Raw genomic sequence first — 18,612 nt, 5'->3', positions numbered from 1 at the left:
AGGGGTGTCCGTGTATCTCGGCGTGCCGAATCCCAATATCCTGGTGCCGCTGGAAAAAATGACGATTTCCGCGGAGATCGACGGAAAAAAAGAGACCATCGAGGTGCTTTACAATCCGGAGAGCTACTCCCAGAGCCGGGAGGTGCGCTATGCCCAGTCCCAGGGAATCGCCACCAACACCCCCCTTGTCCAGTACACCGGCGGGGGATCGGAGATCCTCCAGTTCAAACTGTTCTTTGACAGCATGTCCGCGGGCAGCGAGGTGGGCGGCGGCACGGTTCAGAAACTGAGCTTTGCGGGGAACAGCCTCCTGCCCTCCCTGACCAAATCCATCGACGTGCGAACCTACACCAACAAGGTGTATCGGCTGATGGAAATTGACGCGGACAAGCATGTGCCGCCCCTGCTGAAGCTGAAGTGGTCCTCCCTCCAGTTCACCGGCCACCTGATCCGCTGCAGCATCCAGTTTGTCCGGTTCAGCGAACAGGGGATGCCCCTGCGGGCCTGGATGGACTGTACGTTTCAGGAGTATATCGCCCCGGACAAGGTGGGGGTGACCCGCCCTCTGGAGTCGCCGGACACCACCAAATACCGGACGGTGCACCAGGGGGACTCCCTGTGGGCCCTGTCCGCCAAGGAGTACGGACAGCCGGAGCAGTGGCGGGCCATCGCGGACGCCAACCGCCTGTCCAACCCGCGGCAGCTCCGCTCGGGGGAGCGGCTGGTTCTGCCGGCCCTGAAAAAGGAGCCGTGAGGCGCCGCGTCTGCAAGAGAGGAGGTGGGGCGGATGGATACCGGATCTTATAAGTTCAAGACACTGTGTCAGAAGTACGAGGACTTCCGCGGCCCCGCCTTTGACATCACGGTGGACGGAACAAAGCTGGAGAGCTTCCGCATCCCGCTTACGGTGGATGTGGAGCAGTGCGCCGACGGCTCGGCGGGAGGATGCCATTTTCAGATCGAAAACCTCTATGACTACGAGCAGTCCGAGTGGCTGAACAACCTGGCAAAGACGCTGGACGTGGGGGCGGAGCTGAAGGTAGAGGGGGGCTACGTCAAGAAAAAACTCCTCTTTTACGGCTATGTGGACGAGGTGTCCGTCCGGTACAGCGGTTCCGCGCCGCCCAGCATCTCCGTGTCCGGGGTGGACGGCCTGTGCTATCTGATGAGCTGCAGAGAGCCCATTTACGGGGGAAAGCTGGAGCCCAAAAAGGTGGTGACGGGCATTCTGGAGAAGGCAAAATCCGCCGGCTTCGCCACCAGCATCACCGTCGGGAGCCTTCCGGACTTTGATTCCTTGGACGTGAAGGAGAAGATCGATGATTTCAAGTACCTGCGCCTTCTGGCGGACCGCTACTGCATGAACCTGATGGCCCTGAACGGGGAGCTGATCTTCGACGAGCTGCTGAGCAACACCAAGTCCCTGATTCAGCTGACGGTGGGCTCCGGCCTGCTGGAATTCCAGAAGCGGGTCTCCCTTCAGAATCAGGTGGGAGAGGTGGAGATCCGGGGCACAGATGTGAACAACGAGCAGATCAAAGGGACGGCCAGCACCGTCAGCATCAGGGGGACCGGTAAGACGGCCGCCCAGGCGGCGCCCAAGTTCAAAAAGACCTTGCTCCGGGAGGAAAACGCATACGTCCGGACGGTGGATGAGTGCAAGAAGGTGGCCCAGGCCAAGCTGGACCGGCTGGCCCTGAACTATGTGTCGGGGAGCGGGCTGTGCCTGGGGCTGCCGGAGCTGATTCCCGGGCGGTTCATCACCATTGAGGGGCTGGACGGGGACACCGTGGGGGACTATTTCATCACCAAGGTCCGCCACCAGTTTGGCTCCGGCGGCTATCTGACCCAGTTTGAAGTGAAGGGAGCGAAGGACTGACGTGAGCATTGCGGAGGAATTTCAGGCTGCGCTGAACTCGGCGGGCTACTCTCTGGAGCGGCAGATGGAGCGCGTGGGGCTGACCCTGGCCGTGGTCACGAATGTCAGCGATCCGGATAAGCTCAACCGGGTCAAATGCGTCCCGGTGGAAAACGATCAGGACGAGGAGACCGACTGGTGCTATGTGATGGCCCCCATGGGCGGGAAGGAGTGCGGGCAGTTCTTCTTCCCCAACGTGAACGACCTGGTGGTGCTGGGATACCTGAACGGAGATCCCCACCGGCCCATGGTGCTGGGGGCCTATTGGAACACCAAGGTCAAGCCCCCCTATGTGATTCAGGATGGGAAGGTCTATGATTTCACCATCAAGATGCCCAGCGGCACCGAGCTGCACCTGTACGACGAGCCCGGCAAGCAGAAGGTGACCCTCACCATGCCCTCGGGGACCACCCTGACCATGGACGACGAGGGGAAGAAAATCGCCCTCCAGGACAAGGGGGGAGAGAACGCCCTGACCATGGACCTGCAGGGGGGAAATGTGGAGCTGAAGGCCAAGACCAAGCTCACCCTGTCGGCAGGGACGGGGGCCTCCATGGTATTGGAGGCGTCCGGAAACGTGACGGAGAAGGCCAATGTGAAGGTGGCCGTGCAGGCGGCGACGATTGAGGAGAAGGCCAGCGCCCAGATGACCATTCAGGGCGGCATGGTGAGCATCAACTGACACAGAGACACTGGAAAGGAGGGGAGACGGTGAACGGAAAGGAGTTTTTGGGCCGGGGTCTGAAATTCCCGCTGCAGGTGGACCCCAAGACGGGAAAGATCGCCATGGCGGACCAGGAGGAGGATATCCGGGAGGCCATCGGCATCATCCTGCGCACTGGCCAGGGCGAGCGGGTCATGCGCCCGGAGTTTGGCGCCAACACCATGGACTACGCCTTTGCGCCCCTCTCCAGCTCCATGACCAACTCCATCGCCCAGGAGGTGCGGCTGATTCTGCTGGAGCAGGAGCCCCGCATCCGGGACGTGGAGGTCCGGTGCGACCAGCTGGACCAGCAGGACGGCTCTGTGGTCATCCAGGTGAGCTATACGGTGCGCAGCACCAATAACCGGTACAACCACGTCTATCCCTTCTATGTGACGGAGGGTTCGGAAGGGGGCGGCGCAGAGTGAAACAGCCAGTATTGGACCCCAGGGACCGAAAGGCGATTATGGCCCAGGTGGCCGCCCACGCCCGCTCCTACACCCCGGAGTGGCGGTATGAGGGGGCGGAGGACGACCCCGGCTCCGCCCTGGCGGAGCTGTTTGGGGACCTCTTCTATCAGACGGTGGACCGGATGAACTCGGTGCCCGGGAAGCTGCACACCGAGTTTCTCAACCTCACCGGCTTTCAGATGCCAGACCCGGTGCCCGCCGCCGGCCTGCTCCAGTTCACCGCCCACGACACGGTGGAGGAACCGGTGCCCGTCCCGGAGGGGACCCAGGTGTTCACCCCCGATGAGGAGGGGGAGAACGTGGTCTATGAGACGGTGCGGAGCATCCAGTCCACCCCGGCCCGGCTCACCGGCCTCTTCTATGTGGACGCCCGGGCGGAGGTGATCCAGCGGCTGGACCTGGACCGGCCCCAGCCCTTCTTCACCCCCGTCCAGGGGGAGAATCTCCAGCGCCACCGGTTTACCGTCAGCCAGAGCGACGTGCTCTCCCTGTCCGGTCCCTTCCAGGTGGAGGCGGAGCTGCGCCTGGAGGGGGGGCTGCCGGGGGCGGAGACCGCCCAGCGGCTCTCCGACCCGGCGCTGGCCCGCTGGACCTTCCATTCCGGCGGCGCCGAGGTCCCCTTCTCCCGGGTGCGGGCGGAGGGGGACGCCGTGGTGCTGGAGTATGACGGCACGGAGGCCCTGGAGGCCGACGGAGCGGGCAATTTCTCCCTCTCCTGCTGGGGACAGCTGGGGGCGGGCGCCCTGGTGCTGGACGGCGTGGGGCTGCGCAGCCGGCCCGCCGGGCGGGTGGCGGTGGATTCCGCCGCCAACGGGGACATTCCGCTGGATCTGGAGGCCGGGGGCTACTGCTTCGGGCGGCGGCCCGCCGCCTACGGCCTGTGCTACTTCCGCTCCGACCAGGTGTTCCGGAAGCGGGGGAGCCGGGTGAACCTGCACCTGGAGATTGCCCCCGTGGTTACCGACCTGACGGAGGAGGGGCCCCGGTACCAGTTCAATCAGTACATCATCGACAAGCGGGACGCGGTGGCCATCGTCCCTGACGACGTATATGTGGACCAGGTGGCCTGGGAGTATTTCAACGGCCTGGGCTGGCGGCCCCTCACCGTGTCCGGAAACCGGAACCCCTTCTCCTGCAAGAATGAGGGGGAGCTGGAGGTGGTGTTCGACGTGCCCGGGGACCTGTCGCCCGCGGAGGTCAACGCCCAGATGGGCTACTACATCCGGGCCAGAGTGGTCCATGTGGTCAATGAGTTCTCCATGACGCCCCGGTGGGTGGTTCCCCTCCTGAAGGGGGCGGAGTGCAGCTGGAGCTACCGGGATTATGTTCCGGCGGACCGGTATGTCTCAGAGAACAACGGGGACACGGCGGTGCTGGAGGAGGCCGCCCAGGTGGGGCGGCTGGCCTTCCCGGCCCTGGTGGGGCTGGAGGAGCACCCCAGAGCTATGTATTTCTGCTTTGACCGCTCCCCCCACGCCATGCCCCTGTCCATCCTTTTTGACGTGGCCGGCCGGGTGAGGCTGGAGGACAAGGTCCGCTTTGAGGCCTGGACCGGGCAGCGGTTTGAGCCGGTGCGCACGGTGGACCTCACCCGGAACCTGCTCCAGGCGGGGACCATGCTGCTCTACCTGTCCCGCCCCCTGCCGGAGCGCACCCTGTTCGGGGTGCGGGGACACTGGCTGCGGCTGTCCCGCAGTTCCTACCTGGACAACCGGTGGGGCTGGCCCTGGGTCAACGGGGTCCGGCTGAACATTGTGGAGGCGGTCCAGCGGGAGCGGACCGAGGACGAGCGGTTTTCCACCGGGGCCTATGAGGCCAACAAGGAGCTCACCCTGCTGAACCATCCGGCTTTGTCGGTGGAGGTGTGGGTGGACGAGGTGGACGGCCTGGCGGTGGCCGACGCGGAGCGGCTGGCCCGGGAGCTGCCCGGCCGGGTCCGGCTGGAGCGGGAGGACCGGGTGCTCACCCACTGCTGGGTGCGGTGGGAGCGGAAGGCCGACCTGTCCCTGGCCGGCGGGGGCGAGCGGTGCTACCAGCTGGACCCCTACGCCGGGACCGTCACCTTTGGAGACGGCGTCCACGGCCGGGTCCCCCCTCCGGGGGAGGAGAATATCCGGGTGTCCTACTGCTTCGGCGGGGGAGAGTGGGGCAACCGCCCCGCGGGGGCGGTGTCCGAGCTGATCGGGGCCCTGCCCCGGATCAGCCAGGTGGAAAACCTGACCCCCATGAGCGGCGGAACCGGCCGTTTCTCCCCGGAGAAGGTGGACGCGGTGGGCAGCAGGCATCTGCGCCACCGGAACCGGGCGGCGGGAGCCCGGGATTTTGAGGAGATCGTGGCCCGGGACTTTCCCCAGGCCCGGCATGTGAAGTGCTTCCCCGGGCGGGACGCCGCCGGGGCCTACGCCCCCGGCCACGTGAGCGTGGTGGTGGAGGGCTGTGATCTGGACAGCAGCCGGGTCACCGACGACCTGTGCCGGCGGATCTACCGGGCCCTGTCCCAGCAGTGCGACTGCGTGCTGGTGGAGGAGGAGCGGCTCCATGTGGTGGGGTCCACGGTGATCACGGTGAACAGCACGGTCACCGTGGAGATGGAGGACCCCAACCAGGGGGCGGCCACCCAGCAGGCGGTGGCCCGGCGCCTGGAGGAGCTCATCAACCTGCGCTGGCGGGAACAGGACATCGGCAGCCAGCTGCGCATCGCCCAGGTGTGGCAGACCGTGCGGGACACCCCCAATGTGCGCCTGGTGCGCAGCATCCTTCTGGAGGGCCGGTTTGACCAGGCGGGGGTGCAGCGGGTGGTGGCCCTGGAGGACGACGACGCGTTCCCCTACGCCACGGTGAAAAGCGGACTTCATCTGGTTCAAGTAGAGTAGGAACCATTTTGACACGAGAGAGTAGAAACAGACGGGAAGGGAGGGATGCCCCATGCTGAAGGCGCGGAATCTGGACGACCAGACCTATGAGGAGATCGTACAGGCGGCGGAGGGACGGCTTCCGTGGCTGTGCCCGGTATGGACCGACCACAACGCCCACGACCCGGGCATCACCATCCTGGAGCTGATGGCCTGGTACAAGGAGCTGCAGCAGTACCACATGAACCAGTTCACCGACGAGCTGCGGTGCAAGCTGCTGAAGCTGGCGGGGATCACCCGGCGGCCTGCCGCCCCCGCCCGATGTGCCGTGGAGCTGGGGCCGGAGGCCCCGGAGCGGCTGGAGGGGGAGCGGCTGGAGACCCGGGAGGAGATTCCCTTCGAGCTGGCCGAGGCGGTCCCCGCCCGGCGGCCGGTGCTGGCCCAGATCCGCGTGGTCCAGGGGGACCGGAGCCGGGACGTGGGGGAGCTGCTGGGGGACCGGGCCATCACCTTCCAGCCCTTTGCCCAGGCGGGCGGGGAATGTTCTGCCCTGCATATCGGGCTGTCCCAACTGGGGGAGGGGGACCTGCGTCTGTGGTTTGAGGTGGTCCCCCCGGAGGGGACGCCCCGCAATCCCTTTTCCGACCCGGAGCAGGCCCCCCGGACCATCCGCTGGACCTGCCTGGGGGCGGAGGGCACCCGCCTGGTGCGGGACGACACCCACGCCCTCAGCGTCAGCGGCTATGTGGTGCTGCGGCCGGAGGGGGAGTGGCCCGCCGGAGGGGACGGCCTGCACTGGCTGACCCTCACCCTGGAGGACCCGGGGTGCGAGGAGGAGGTGCGGCTGTCCGGCGTGTCGGCGGGGCGGTACTCCGCCCTCCAGCAGGAGACCTGGGCCAGGTCCCACTTCTTCCAGGCCCCCGCCCGGGAGGACTGGACGGTGCGTCTGGCGGACGCGCTGGCCCGGGACGGAGAGCTGGCGGTCTTTGTGCGCCGGGCGGACGGCTGGGCGCAGACGGACCGCTGGCGGGCGGCGGCGGACCAGGGGGGAAGGCTCCTCCAGGTGGACGCCTCTCAGGCGGCCCAGGACGGGGCGGACAACGTGCTGGCGGTGACCCTGGACCCGATGCACAGCGGGCGGCTCCTGTTTGATGCCAAGGGCCTGCCCGGAGAGACCTTTTTCCTGGATCTGGAGGGGCGGACGGCGCTCACCGAGTCCTTTGCCCTCCTGTGTGAGACCCTGGAGCGGGACGGGCAGGTCCGGCCGGCCCTGTGGCGCTGTGTGGAGGACCTGTACGCCTGCGGCCCCCGGGACCGGGTGTTTACCTATGATCCGGTGCGGGAGACCGTCACCTTTGGAGACGGGGAGCACGGGGCGCTTCTGCGCCGGGGAGAGGGGGCGGTGCTGGCGGCCAGCCTGACCCTGTCCTACTGTGAGGGGGGCAATATCCCCGGGGGAGAGAACCTGACCTTTGCCGGGGACGGGCTGACGGTGCGCAACCTGGCCGCCTCCGGCGGCGCGGGGCAGGAGACGGCGGCCCAGGCCCAGGCCAGGCTCCTGCGGGAGCTGAACACCACCCGGAAGTGCGTCTCCGCCGGCGACTATGAGCGGCTGGCCAGGGAGACCCCCGGGCTGCGGGTGGCGGCGGCCAAGGCCCTGCCCGCCTTCGACCCGGAGGAGCCCACCGGGGTGAGCCGTCTGCCCACCGTGACGGTGGTGGCGGTGCCCGCCGGGGCGGGGGAGCGCCCCCTTCCGGACCGCCGGTTTCTGGCGGCGGTGCAGGCCCGGCTGGACCGGCTGCGCCCCATCGGAACCCGGGTGAAGGTGATCCCCCCGGTGTATGTGGAGCTCACCGTCCGGGTCTCCCTGCGGGGGAGTGAGGACGGAGTGGAACGGACCCTGGAGGAGGCGCTGCGCTCCTTCCTGGAGGGCTGCGGCATCGGCGGCGTCCTCCGGGCGGGGGATATCGCCGCCCTGGTCCAGGCGGCCCCCGGCGTGCTCCAGGTGCGGAGGGTGGACCTGCGCACCACCGCGCCGGGCTGCTATCAGAACGCGGACGGGGACATCCGTCTGCCCCGCCAGGCCATCCCGCGGCTGAAGGAGCTCCAGGTGGAGCGCCTGCCGGTGGAGCGGATCGGCCACTGATTTGAGAAGAAAAGGAGCGTGAGGCGGCGTGGAGCCCATGCAGGCACAAATGGTATTCTGCTGTGCGGAGCAGTGGATGGGGGGGCGGTTTTACCAGGTAGAGCCCTGGGGAGACGGCCTGCGCCTGGACAGCGGCCGCTCCGCCACCGGGGTCTACTGCATGGCGGCGGTGGACAGCGGGGAGAACGGCTTCCGGTGGGGCCGGGTGGCGGTGGAGGCGGACCTGCCTCCGGACACCGCCCTGCGTCTGTACGCCTACGCCTCGGACACCCGGCAGTGGGGGGAGTGGGCCGACCTGGACCGGGGGATTCAGAGCCTGGAGGGGGACCCCATGCCCGCGCTGGGGGAGATCTTCGGCCCGCCCGTCGCCGAGAGCGGGGACGGCCTGATCGGGCGGTCGGGCCGGTACCTGTGGCTCATGCTGGAGCTCACCGCCGCCGGGGCGGGGTCTCCGGTGGTCCACGCCCTGCGGCTCTGGATGGGAGGAGACCACATGGTGGACTATCTCCCCGCCATCTACCAGGAGGAGGACTTCACCCGCCGCTTCCTGTCCATCTTTGACAGCGTGTTCACCGACATGGACCGGGCCATTGACCGCCTGCCCGGGCAGCTGGACTATGAGCACGCGGGCGGGGAGCTGCTGCGCTATCTGGCCCAGTGGGTCTGCGTGGAGGGGGGAGACAGGGACGAGCTGGTGCGGGAGCGTATCCGCACCGCCCTGTCCGACTATGAGGATCTGTACACGGTGGAGGGGGTGCGGCGCAGCGTGCGCCGGCTCACCGGCCGGGAGCCCATCCTCATCGAGCACTTTCAGGTGTCCCCAAACCGCCCCGACTGCAAGGACCCGGAGCTCTACCGCCGCCTGTACGGGGACGACCCCTACCGCTTCTTTGTGCTGCTGCCGGAGGACGCCTTCTCCAGCCAGCGGGAGCGGCGGCAGTTCCAGCGGGATATGGAGGAGGTCATCCCCGCCGGGATGACCATGCAGATGATCCAGCTCAAGCCCTGCGTCCAGCTGGACTGGCACACCTATCTGGGGATCAACTCCCAGGTGGGGGGCTATGTGCCGGCGGCCATCGACGAGCAGGTGACCATTCATTACGATACCACGATCGGAGGAGTCGACCATGAATCACGCTAATTTCTTCCCCTTTGAGCGCAACCGGTATTTTTACGGCAAGCTGCTGACCGTCCGGGACTTTGAGGTGGAACAGCGCTACCACTGCTCCAAGCGGGCTCTGCTCAACCGGCTGCTCCACGGCTCCGGCGTGGTGTGCGGCCTGGGGGTGACGGCCAGCGACGAGTCCACCCTGATGATTGAGAGCGGCATGGCTCTGGACTATCAGGGACGGGAGATTGTGCTGCCCGAGACCCTGTTCCGCAAGCTCCAGATGCTGGAGGGCCAGGAGACCCTGGCGGGCAAGAAGGACGCCTACCTGTGCCTGAGCTACGCCCAGGAGGATGTGGAGCCGGTGAACGCCACCGGGGCCGAGGTGGGGTCCCAGCGCCAGTTTGACCTGACCCGGGAGGGCTACCGCCTGTTCCTCACCACCGAGCCCCCCGCCTACCAGGAGCTGCTGGAGGCCGCGGGCGAGGAGAACGTGTCCGTCCTCTACCAGAGCGACGATCTGATCCTGGTGCTGTCCGTCCCCTCCGGCCTGTACGCCGGGGAGGAGTTCCAGGTGCGGGTGCTGGTGGTGAAAAACGAGAAGACCCCGCCGGTACAGTTCTCCCTGGAGGGGGAGAACACCTTTGTGGAGAGCGACAACGGCCGGGTGCGCCTGGCCTACCGGGAGAGCCGGGAGGAGAAGCGGTGCGTGTACACCGTGGACTTCCCACTCCGGGCCCGGGCCCTCAGCGATGTGGACGGCCAGCTGTTCCCCTCCGGCTGTGAGCTCAATGTGGAGCTGGGCAGCCACCGCTATAAGAACTACCTGACGGTGGAGGCCGCCGTCCACCTGTGCCGGGACCAGGAGGAGAGCCGCCTGCGCCGCCGCCGGATGGACGACCTGTCCCGCCACCTGCGGGGCCGGGACCTGCCCCTGTATCTGGCCAAGCTGGAGCTCATCCACTCGTCCGGCGGAGTATTTGTGGGGGCGGTGACCAACCTGCCCTTCCAGCAGACCGCCTCGGGAGAGGGGGAGCACAAGTCGGGGAAAAACGGGGACCTGACGGTGACCACCTCGGTGCGCAGCCTGGAGTACTGGCAGAAGCCCGACGTGAAGGCGGTGTACCAGCCCTCCACCGGCGGGCTCCACCTGGACTTCGGCATCCCCTCGCCGGAGCAGTACGACTACGCCGTGGCCCACGGCACCGTGGACCTGACCATGCCCGGGGGCATCCGGGTGAACAGCCGGGTGTTCTCCAAGGAGATCGCCCACGGCCTGGGGGCCGGGGCGGTGGACGTGCGCCTGAGCGTGGAGTTTGAGGCCGGCGAGGAGGGGGAGACCGCCCTGCTGTGCGGCAACAGCGAGGTGTTCAAGTCCAAGAGCGTGGATCTGACGCCCCCCTGGGTGGAGGCGGCGGCGGTGGTGTACCCGGAGCGGGGCACCATGCGCATCGGTTTGTGGCTCCACGACACGGTGAAGGGCAATCTGGTGCGGGTCCACTACTTCGCCCAGAAGCCGGAGCGGGACACCAGCCGGATTTTGGCCCAGCGGAAGATCAGCCTGACCATCACGCCGGAGTTCTCCCGGCTGAGCTGCCGGGGCAAGCTGCAGTTCCAGGCGGACGTGGTGGGCTCAGAGGACAAGAGCGTCACCTGGAGCGTGAAGGAGGAGAACGGCGGGGCCATCGACCGCAACGGCCTCTATCAGGCCCCCGAGCTGCCCGGCACCTATGAGATCACCGCGGCGGCGGGTGCGGACGAGACGGTGACCGCCAGCGCCTTTGTGATTGTGGAGTGACGGAAGATCCCCCGAAGAAAGCCGGGCGGGACCGGCGGAGAGGAGAGACCCCATGGATACAATGTTGGTGCGGGAGCGGTATAAGGTGGTCCAGGTGCTGGACGTCCGGGAGAACTACGCCTTCGTGGAGGCGGTGGATATTCTGGACCGGGAGAAGAACTCCTGCCTGCTGAACATTTACGAGGGTCCCCTGCTGCGCGCCTATCTGCCCTGCTTCGACCGGCTGGACGCCTGCCCGGACTTTCAGGGGGTGTTTTTGGAGGGGGAGAGCCTGGCGGCGGTGTTCCGCTACCGGGCCGGCCCCTCCATCGACCAAGTGTTTTACCGGGGGGACCGGCACCCCTGGAGGGAGCGGCTGGCGTACGCCCAGGAGCTGCTCCATCAGGTGCTGAACATGGCGGACCTGCCCGCCCAGGTGAGCTGCGCCGCCCTGCTTTCGGAGAACGTGCTGGTGGACGAGAGAAACCGTGAGATCCACCTGCGGTTCCAGGTGGCGCCCATGGAGGAGATGAACGGGCGGGAGCTGGTCTATCTGGCCTGCGACCAGCTCCGGAAGATCCTGCTGTCCCGCTTCTCCGCCCCCCGGGAGCAGCTGGAGTTTCTGGATCTGCTGGAGGAAGGGGGCTGCACCACGGCGGTACAGCTCTACTCCCTGTGGCGGGAGCGGCAGCCGGTGATCCAGGAGGCCTATGAGAAGCTGGAAAAGCGCAATTTCTTTCGCCGCTGGTGCGCCCTGCTCTGGGGACATTTCCGGCACTGGGCCGCCCGGCGGAAGCGGAGGTGAGGAAGGTGGACAGACTGAAGAAAATAGGAATTTTTGTGGCGCTTCTGGCCGTTTTGGGCGGAGGCGCGGTTCTGCTGTTCTGGGACCTGGGAGCGGAGTGCCGTTCCATCCTCACGTCCGGGGCGGGAGAGGGCAATTACCTCCTGACCGCCTCCGATGCGGAGGGGGGCGTCTATGCCCTGGGACGCACGGAGAAGGGCTATGAGCTGGTCATCGGCGATTTGTCCGGCCGGCGGACCCAGCGCTGGACGCTGGAGGACGGGACGGTCCCCCGGGACAGCACCCCTGCCGTCCTCTACCCGGCGTCGGGGGGAGCGGTCTACCTGGGGCTCTACAACACGGAGAGCGACACCAGGCTCCAGCTCTACCGCCTGACCAATCAAGGCCGGGAGGCGGAGCTCCTCCTGGACGAGGCATGCCCGGGGGAGAACCTCCAGGAGCAGATGGCGGGCACCCGCCTGTCCGACTTCTCTGAGGTGGACAACGTGGTGACCTTTGCTCTGATTCAGGGGGATACGGCCCAATTCTACCAGCGCACCGGCTCGGGCAGCGGCCTGGAGGCGCGCCAGGAGACCGTACAGTCCGGCCTGCGGGCCGCCCTGGCCCTGTCCGACGGCACGCTGGTCCTGGCCGGAGGGGACAGTCTGGTTCGGACGGACGGAGAGACCGTCCCCCTGGATCAGGGGGAGCTGGTCCTGAGTCTGACCCAGGCGGGCACCGGGGTGTACTATGTGGATGGAAACGGCCTGCAGGTGTACTTTGCGGATTTTGCCGACTGGCAGCCCTATGCCATTCTGGACTTGGAGAAGGAGGCCTATGACCTGGACGCCTGCACCGACCTGTGGGTGACCCGGGACGGGGACGTCCTGCTGCTGATGGAGGGGCAGCGCCTGCTGCTGGACCGGGGGAGCTCGGTGTCCGACCTCACCGGGATGCTCTACCGCTCGCCGGTCCAGTGCGGCCTGATCCTGGCGGGACTGGCCCTGGGGGTGCTGGTGCTGACCACCCTGCTGTGGTTCGTGCTGTGGGAGCAGCGGAGGCTCCGGCTGCCCATGCTGGTGCGCTGGGGGCTTCTGACGGCGGCGGTGGCCGCGCTGGGCACCGGGATTCTGGTGCGGGGGACGGTGTATCCCCTGAGCCGGGAGACCGCCGCGCGGGAGGCGTACAGCCTTCTGGGCAGCGCCGCGGCCCAGACTCTCCAGAGCCTGGAGCTGACGGACAGCGCCCTGCCCCAGCGGCTGGGGAACAGCCTGGCCCAGGCGGGGGGCGGCCTCTACCAGGACTCCGCTGTGGCCGTCTATCAGCGGGACGGGGAAAATATCTGGACTCTGCTCCAGAGCAACACCGGTCTGCCGGAGGGGGTCCGGGCGGAGGCGAGCCCCAGCTTTGACCGCCTCCAGGCGGAGAGCGCTCCCGACGGCGCCTTCCAATTCTGGACCGAGAGCCGTGGGGGCGAGCCCCACTATCTGCTCTACCAGAGCCAGGGGGACCTTCTGCTGGCGGTGGACGTGGCCGGAGGCGGCCTCCGGGCGGCCGGAGAGGAGAGTTTCCGCTGGATGGTCCAGGGCCTGTCCGCCCTGGCGGCGCTGCTCACCGCCCTGACCCTGGCCATCCTGTGCTGGATCTCTCTGGGCCTGCGCCGGGCCCTGAACGGGATGGAGCGGCTGTCGGCGGGGGAGCGGAAGGTCCATGTGGAGCTGGGCGGCGGCGACGAGCTGACCAGCCTGGCCGAGGACGTGAACGCCCTGTCCGACGCCCTCCAGGACGTGGACCGGCAGCAGAGCGAGCTGGCCCAGTCCTACCGCCGGTTCGTACCCGAGCGGGTGCTCTCCCTGCTGGGCAAGACCAGCATTCTGGAGGTGGACAAACAGACCTTTGTCTCCCGCCATCTGGCGGCCATGATGCTCTGGTTCCGCTTCCCGGATCAGGTCTATGAGAAGAGCGGGCGGGAGCTGTTCGACAACATCAACGAAATTCTGGAGCGCACCGCCTCCATCGTCACCCAGAAGGGGGGCGCGGTGTTCAACTTCGCCTACAACGGCTATGACGCCGTCTTTGAGGGGGGGAGCGCCGCGGCGGTGAGCACCGCCGTGGCCGTCCAGCAGGAGATCCTGGATCTGAACCGGGAGCGGGAGGCCGCCGGCCGCCCACCTGTGGTGGTCCATATCGCCCTGGATGAGGGCAACGTGATGCTGGGCGTGGTGGGAGATGAGAACCAGATCGAGCCCACCTCCATCTCCTCCAGCTTCTCAGTGGTCAAGCACCTGATCGAGCTGTGCGGGCGGCTGGGGGCCAACATCCTGTGCACCGAGGCGGTGATCAACGGGGCCAAGGGCTACGGCAGCCGCTACATGGGCAAGTGCATGGAGGGCGGTCAGGCCATCCGCACCTATGAGATCTTCGAGGGGGACCCCTACGACATCCGCAAGGTGAAGGAGACCACCGGGGACACCTTCTCCCAGGGGGTGTACGCCCTGTACGGGCGGGACTTCTCCAGGGCCAAGGGGATCTTCCTGCGGCTGGTCCACCACAACACCGGGGACGGCGGGGCGCGGTATTACCTGTACCTGGCCGACCGGCTGGAAAAGCGGCCGGAGGAGGCCATCAGCCTGGACGCCGGAGCGGACCGGGAATAGCGCGGGAATCTGGTTTCCCTGTGCGCCCCATGGGCCGAGACGAAAGGAGGCCGTACCATGACACAGTTTGACATCATAAGGCAGCAGGCCGAGTCGGCCGCCCGCAACGCGGCGGCCGGAGCGGTGGGCCGCCTGCGCCGGGACACCAGCCTGGTGAATCAGGCCTCCCAGCTCACCGGCCGGGCCATCCGGAAGGGGGAGGCCGCCTGGAAAAAGCGGGGCGCCGCCGGACGGCGCCGGAGCGCCTGCGGCCCCACGGTGGAGGAGGCGGCCCGCCCCACCCGGCCAGGCCGGGACGGCTATGTGCGCCGCTCCCCGGTGCAGCCGGTCCATCAGGCGGCGGACTACCGCCTCAGACAGGCGCTTCGGGCGGTCCAGGTGATCGTGCTGATCGCGGTGGTGTGCGTGGGGCTGAGCCTGCTCAGCCAGCTGGGCGTGTTCGGGCGCTAGGCCCTGCTTTGGAAATCGGAAATGTGCCAGGTTTTCATGCAAGGCATAGGCCCGGAAGATGATACATAGGGGGATTTCCGTTGTTTAGCTTTCTGTTGCGACAAATCACCGGATCGTTTGGGATCTTTTTCCGCACCATCCGGGCCTTCTTCACCCGGCAGGTGACCCGGATAGGGGCCTATGGGCGCCGGATCACCAACGTCTCCCGGTATGCCACCAAGGTGGCCTCCACCTCTTTCCAGGGGGCGACCACCGCGGTGAAGAAGCCCACCAAGCGGGAGGACTACATCGAGACTCAGCGTCTGTTTGTGTCCAAGTCCTTTCTGATCCTGCTGGCGGCGGGGCTGGTGGTGGCCGCCCTGCTGATCTACTTTGTGGTGTGGCCCTTCCTCCTCAGCCATTTCTTTACCGCCCACTTCTGGCAGGAGGACGGGGATCTGGACAGCTGGTCGGGCCGGGTGGTGGTCTACTACGACGAGGCCAAGGAGAACCCCATGTACAGCGGGACCCTGGAGGACGGCCTGCTCCAGGGCCAGGGCCGGGAGTATGACGAGGACGGCCTGCTCATCTACGAGGGCAATTTTGTGGACGGGGTGCGCAGCGGCGACGGCTCCTGCTATGAGGGCGGCGTGCTGGTCTATGAGGGGGAGTTTGCCAACGGCCTGTACGAGGGCATGGGGAGCTTGTATGAGGACGGCGCCCTGGCCTACCGGGGGAACTTTGCGGCCGGCCTCCAGGAGGGGGACGGCACCGCCTACTACCCCAGCGGCGAGCGGGCCTACACCGGTTCCTTTGCCCAGGGCCTCTACGAGGGGGAGGGCACCGCGTACCGGGAGAACGGGGACGTGCTCTACCGGGGCTCCTTCGCCCAGGGCCTCTACGACGGCAGCGGCACCCTCTACCTGGAGGACGGCGATCAGATCCGGGGCGAATTTGCCGCCGGACAGCCGGACGGCTCCATCCAGTGGTACCAGGACGGCAAGCTGTGGTACGAGGGCGGCCTGACCGAGCTGGCCGTGGACGGCTACGGCACCCTCTACGCCGAGAGCGGAGATGTGATCTATGCCGGCGAGTTCAGCCGGGGCACTCTGGACGGGGCGTGGCTGCTGGGCCTCACCGCCGGGGAGCTGCGGGAGGCCTTTGGGGAGGCCGAGCTCACCGAGACCGACCGGGGGGACAGCTTCCTGATCGTCAACCAGGAGCTGGGCCTCACCGCCCTGTGCAGCTATCAGCAGGGGGAGAGCGAGTCCCAGGTGTACCGCCTCTGGCTCGCCCCGGAGGAGGACTCCCCCCACCGGGAGCTGATCCCCTGGGAAAGCCTGAGCGAGGCCGACCTGTGGGCGGCCCAGGACCAGGAGGAGACCCCCCAGGTGACCCGGGCCCAGGGGGCGGCCTACCAGGCGGACGGCACGGTGGGGGGCGACTGGTTCCAGAGCCAGTACCGCTATGAGGACTGCGCTATGGTCCTGCTCAGCCAGGAGGAGGACGGCGCGCCCGAGGAGATCAGCTGGAGCCGGGACATGGCTCTGCCCGACGGAACCGTGGTGGACGAGTCGGTGTCCCAGGCCCAGGAGAGGCTGGACTCCCTGCTGGCCGCCCTGGAGGCGGCGGGAAGCGGCTCCTCCGGCGGAAGCGGCAGCTCCGCCGCCTCCGGACTGGGGGATGTGGAGCGGCTGGTGGGGCTGATGCTCACCGTGGACGACGGTCAGGAGCTGGTGGACGCGCTGACCGACTACTACATGTACCGGGAGATGACCGCCGCTCTGGAGGGCAGCCAGCCCATGCTGGAGCAGAACCTGGCCTCCGCCCAGACCCAGCTGCAGCGGGGGATCGGCACCCAGGAGGCGGTGGACAGCGCCCAGGCCCAGCTGGACGAGCTGGACCGGCAGCTGGCCCAGTACCAGACCGGCCAGGAGCAGGCGCGGCTGACCATCCAGGAGCTGTGCAAGCTGGACCCGGAGGACTATGACCTGCAGAAGGTGCTGATCACCTTTGACCCGGTGGAACTGGACGCCTCCGCCCTGGTGACGGCGGCGGTGGAGTACGCCCAGGCGGCCGCCGCCGGGCAGTATGAGGTGGATACCGCCGCCCTGGAGCGGCAGGTCAAGTCGGCGGTGCTGGATCTGAGCATGGCCTATGAGTCCATCCGGTCCGCCCGGGAGAGCGTGACCCAGGCCGCCTCCGAAGTGGAGACCCAGACCCAGGCCTACGCCACCGGCTCCGGCACCAAGGAGGCGCTGTACAGCGCCCAGTGCGCCCAGAACGAGGCGGCCGCCGATCTGTGTCAGGCCATCGGGACCTTTACCAAGCAGGCCAACCAGCTCAACACCCTGTCGGGCGGCTGGATCGCGGAGACCTATGACTGGATGCCGGACACCTTCGGGACGCTGTTCCAGAGCGAGATCCTCCGGGGACAGGAGGCCGCCCAGGCGGCCCAGGAGGAGCGGGAGCAGCAGGAGCAGGAGGCCGCCCAGGCCATCCAGGAGGAGCAGGCCCAGCAGGAGGAGCAACAGCAGCAGGAGGAACAGACCGCCCAGACGGAGCCGGCGGCCTGAGAGATAACAGCATGATTTCGGAAAGGAGTGGGGTGCTATGGCGGACTATACCGCGCTGGTGGAGGCGGGCAGCTCCCTGGTGGAGCTGCTGCGGGACAATCTGACGCCGGAGCCCATCAGCAACCGGGAGCTCATTGCCCTGTGTTCTCCCCATGAGAGCGAGAACAACCAGCTGACCCTCTACCTCTACCAGGTGGAGGAGGACACCCAGGGGGTGCAGAGCGGCTACTACCAGGTGGGACAGAACACCGAGCGGCTGCGGCCCACCCGGTACAACCTGCGCTTTCTGGTGACGGCCCACTCCAAGGCCCCGGTGCAGCTGCGGGAGGCCGACCAGTACCGTATGGTCGGGGCCGCCCTCCAGGTGCTCAAGGACCACCCGGTGATCGACGCCCAGTATCTGAGCGGCTCCCTGGCGGAGCAGAACGCCACGATCCGGGTGGTGCTGGAGAAAACGCCCCAGGACCAGCTGCTGAAGATCTGGAACAACACCTCCACCGCCTATAAGCTGTCCTTTGTGGTGCTGCTCACCGGGGTGGAGATCGACTCCCGTCGGGAGCGCCGGTTCAGCCGGGTCACCGACGTCACCATTTCCACAGGGCACAAGGCCCGGGAGGAGAAAGCATGATCCGAATTCACGTCAGCGCCGTGTGCCGGGTACGGGACGGGTTTACCGGAAAAATTCTGGAGGGTTCCCGCCTGCAGTGCGATCTGGACGGGGCCCGGTGCCGCCCTACGGCAAAGCCGGGGGGGTATCTGGTGCTCACCGACCTGCCCGCCGGGCCCCACCGCCTGTCCCTGCGCTGCCCCGGCTATCAGGAAGAGTGGGTGGAATTTTCCGCCGGAAGGGACACCCAGGAGCTGGATGTGACCATGAAGCCGGGAAGGGGCTATCCCCTCCAGCGGGACATGATCCGGCTGACCCTGACGGTGACGGAGGGGGGCACGCCCGCCGCCGGGCGGATTCTGTGGCTGGCCGCCCCCGGGCAGACCGAACTGAAGATCGCCCAGACCAAGGCGGAGGCGGGGAGCGCCAGCCTGCGCTTGTTTGCCAAGGGGGCGGCGGCCCCCGCCGTCCCGGGGACCTACCTGATTGCCGACGGCAAAAACAGCGAGATCGTACTGCTGCGGGCCCTGGAGGAGGAGATGGGGGAGCTTCTCGCCCCCCTGGCCCTGTCTCTTATACACATCT

14 protein-coding genes are annotated in these 18,612 nt (G+C 67.3%); all 14 read left to right on the top strand.

Annotated features, from left to right (window positions below; genetic code table 11):
• Positions 1-4: 4 nt before the first annotated feature.
• Positions 5-754: a CIS tube protein gene (locus H6B31_RS11595; RefSeq protein ID WP_204898658.1), complete on the top strand. Its 750-nt coding sequence runs from the start codon at positions 5-7 to the stop codon at positions 752-754.
• A 33-nt stretch (positions 755-787) separates the two neighbouring features.
• Positions 788-1,879 (top strand): phage late control D family protein, encoded by a 1,092-nt coding sequence (locus H6B31_RS11590; protein WP_204898657.1) that lies wholly within the window; start codon positions 788-790, stop codon positions 1,877-1,879.
• Between the two features lies 1 nt (position 1,880).
• Positions 1,881-2,600, top strand: a complete 720-nt coding sequence (locus H6B31_RS11585; RefSeq protein WP_204898656.1) for a phage baseplate assembly protein V — start codon at positions 1,881-1,883, stop codon at positions 2,598-2,600.
• 29 nt (positions 2,601-2,629) lie between these two features.
• Positions 2,630-3,049 carry a gp25 family contractile injection system sheath assembly initiator gene (locus H6B31_RS11580; RefSeq protein WP_346014073.1) on the top strand — a complete coding sequence of 140 codons (420 nt, stop codon included), beginning with the start codon at positions 2,630-2,632 and terminating at the stop codon, positions 3,047-3,049.
• Positions 3,046-5,964, top strand: a complete 2,919-nt coding sequence (locus H6B31_RS17720; protein WP_204898655.1) for a baseplate J/gp47 family protein — start codon at positions 3,046-3,048, stop codon at positions 5,962-5,964. The genes H6B31_RS11580 and H6B31_RS17720 overlap by 4 nt, the downstream gene beginning before the upstream one ends.
• 52 nt (positions 5,965-6,016) lie before the next feature.
• Positions 6,017-8,089 carry a baseplate J/gp47 family protein gene (locus H6B31_RS17560; RefSeq protein WP_204898654.1) on the top strand — a complete coding sequence of 691 codons (2,073 nt, stop codon included), beginning with the start codon at positions 6,017-6,019 and terminating at the stop codon, positions 8,087-8,089.
• Positions 8,090-8,126: 37 nt separating this feature from the next.
• Positions 8,127-9,230, top strand: coding sequence for a hypothetical protein (locus H6B31_RS11565; protein ID WP_204898653.1), 1,104 nt, complete (start codon positions 8,127-8,129; stop codon positions 9,228-9,230).
• A complete protein-coding gene (locus tag H6B31_RS11560; RefSeq protein WP_204898652.1) occupies positions 9,217-10,995 on the top strand; it encodes a hypothetical protein in 1,779 nt (592 codons plus the stop codon). The genes H6B31_RS11565 and H6B31_RS11560 overlap by 14 nt, the downstream gene beginning before the upstream one ends.
• A 52-nt stretch (positions 10,996-11,047) precedes the next feature.
• Complete coding sequence (locus H6B31_RS11555; protein WP_204898651.1) at positions 11,048-11,779, top strand: hypothetical protein; 732 nt, start codon at positions 11,048-11,050, stop codon at positions 11,777-11,779.
• Positions 11,780-11,784: 5 nt separating this feature from the next.
• Positions 11,785-14,415 (top strand): HAMP domain-containing protein, encoded by a 2,631-nt coding sequence (locus H6B31_RS11550; RefSeq protein WP_204898650.1) that lies wholly within the window; start codon positions 11,785-11,787, stop codon positions 14,413-14,415.
• A gap of 57 nt (positions 14,416-14,472) precedes the next feature.
• Positions 14,473-14,865: a hypothetical protein gene (locus tag H6B31_RS11545; RefSeq protein ID WP_204898649.1), complete on the top strand. Its 393-nt coding sequence runs from the start codon at positions 14,473-14,475 to the stop codon at positions 14,863-14,865.
• Positions 14,866-14,960: 95 nt separating this feature from the next.
• Positions 14,961-17,420: a hypothetical protein gene (locus H6B31_RS11540; protein WP_204898648.1), complete on the top strand. Its 2,460-nt coding sequence runs from the start codon at positions 14,961-14,963 to the stop codon at positions 17,418-17,420.
• Between the two features lie 37 nt (positions 17,421-17,457).
• A complete protein-coding gene (locus H6B31_RS11535) occupies positions 17,458-18,048 on the top strand; it encodes a Pvc16 family protein (protein ID WP_204898647.1) in 591 nt (196 codons plus the stop codon).
• A partial coding sequence (locus tag H6B31_RS11530) for a hypothetical protein (RefSeq protein ID WP_204898646.1) occupies positions 18,045-18,612 on the top strand: 568 nt, incomplete at its 3' end. The genes H6B31_RS11535 and H6B31_RS11530, both read left to right, overlap by 4 nt.

This window comes from Pseudoflavonifractor capillosus (genome assembly GCF_016899775.1).
GTDB lineage: Bacteria > Bacillota > Clostridia > Oscillospirales > Oscillospiraceae > Lawsonibacter.
Note: the sequence above shows the minus strand (reverse complement) of the source record. Positions and strands in the feature narration are given on the sequence as shown.

Coding starts and splice junctions, on each gene's coding strand:
- H6B31_RS11590 (WP_204898657.1), top strand. CDS start 788: ATGGATACCGGATCTTATAAGTTCAAGACACTGTGTCAGAAGTACGAG.
- H6B31_RS17560 (WP_204898654.1), top strand. CDS start 6,017: ATGCTGAAGGCGCGGAATCTGGACGACCAGACCTATGAGGAGATCGTA.
- H6B31_RS11565 (WP_204898653.1), top strand. CDS start 8,127: ATGCAGGCACAAATGGTATTCTGCTGTGCGGAGCAGTGGATGGGGGGG.
- H6B31_RS11560 (WP_204898652.1), top strand. CDS start 9,217: ATGAATCACGCTAATTTCTTCCCCTTTGAGCGCAACCGGTATTTTTAC.
- H6B31_RS11555 (WP_204898651.1), top strand. CDS start 11,048: ATGGATACAATGTTGGTGCGGGAGCGGTATAAGGTGGTCCAGGTGCTG.
- H6B31_RS11545 (WP_204898649.1), top strand. CDS start 14,473: ATGACACAGTTTGACATCATAAGGCAGCAGGCCGAGTCGGCCGCCCGC.
- H6B31_RS11535 (WP_204898647.1), top strand. CDS start 17,458: ATGGCGGACTATACCGCGCTGGTGGAGGCGGGCAGCTCCCTGGTGGAG.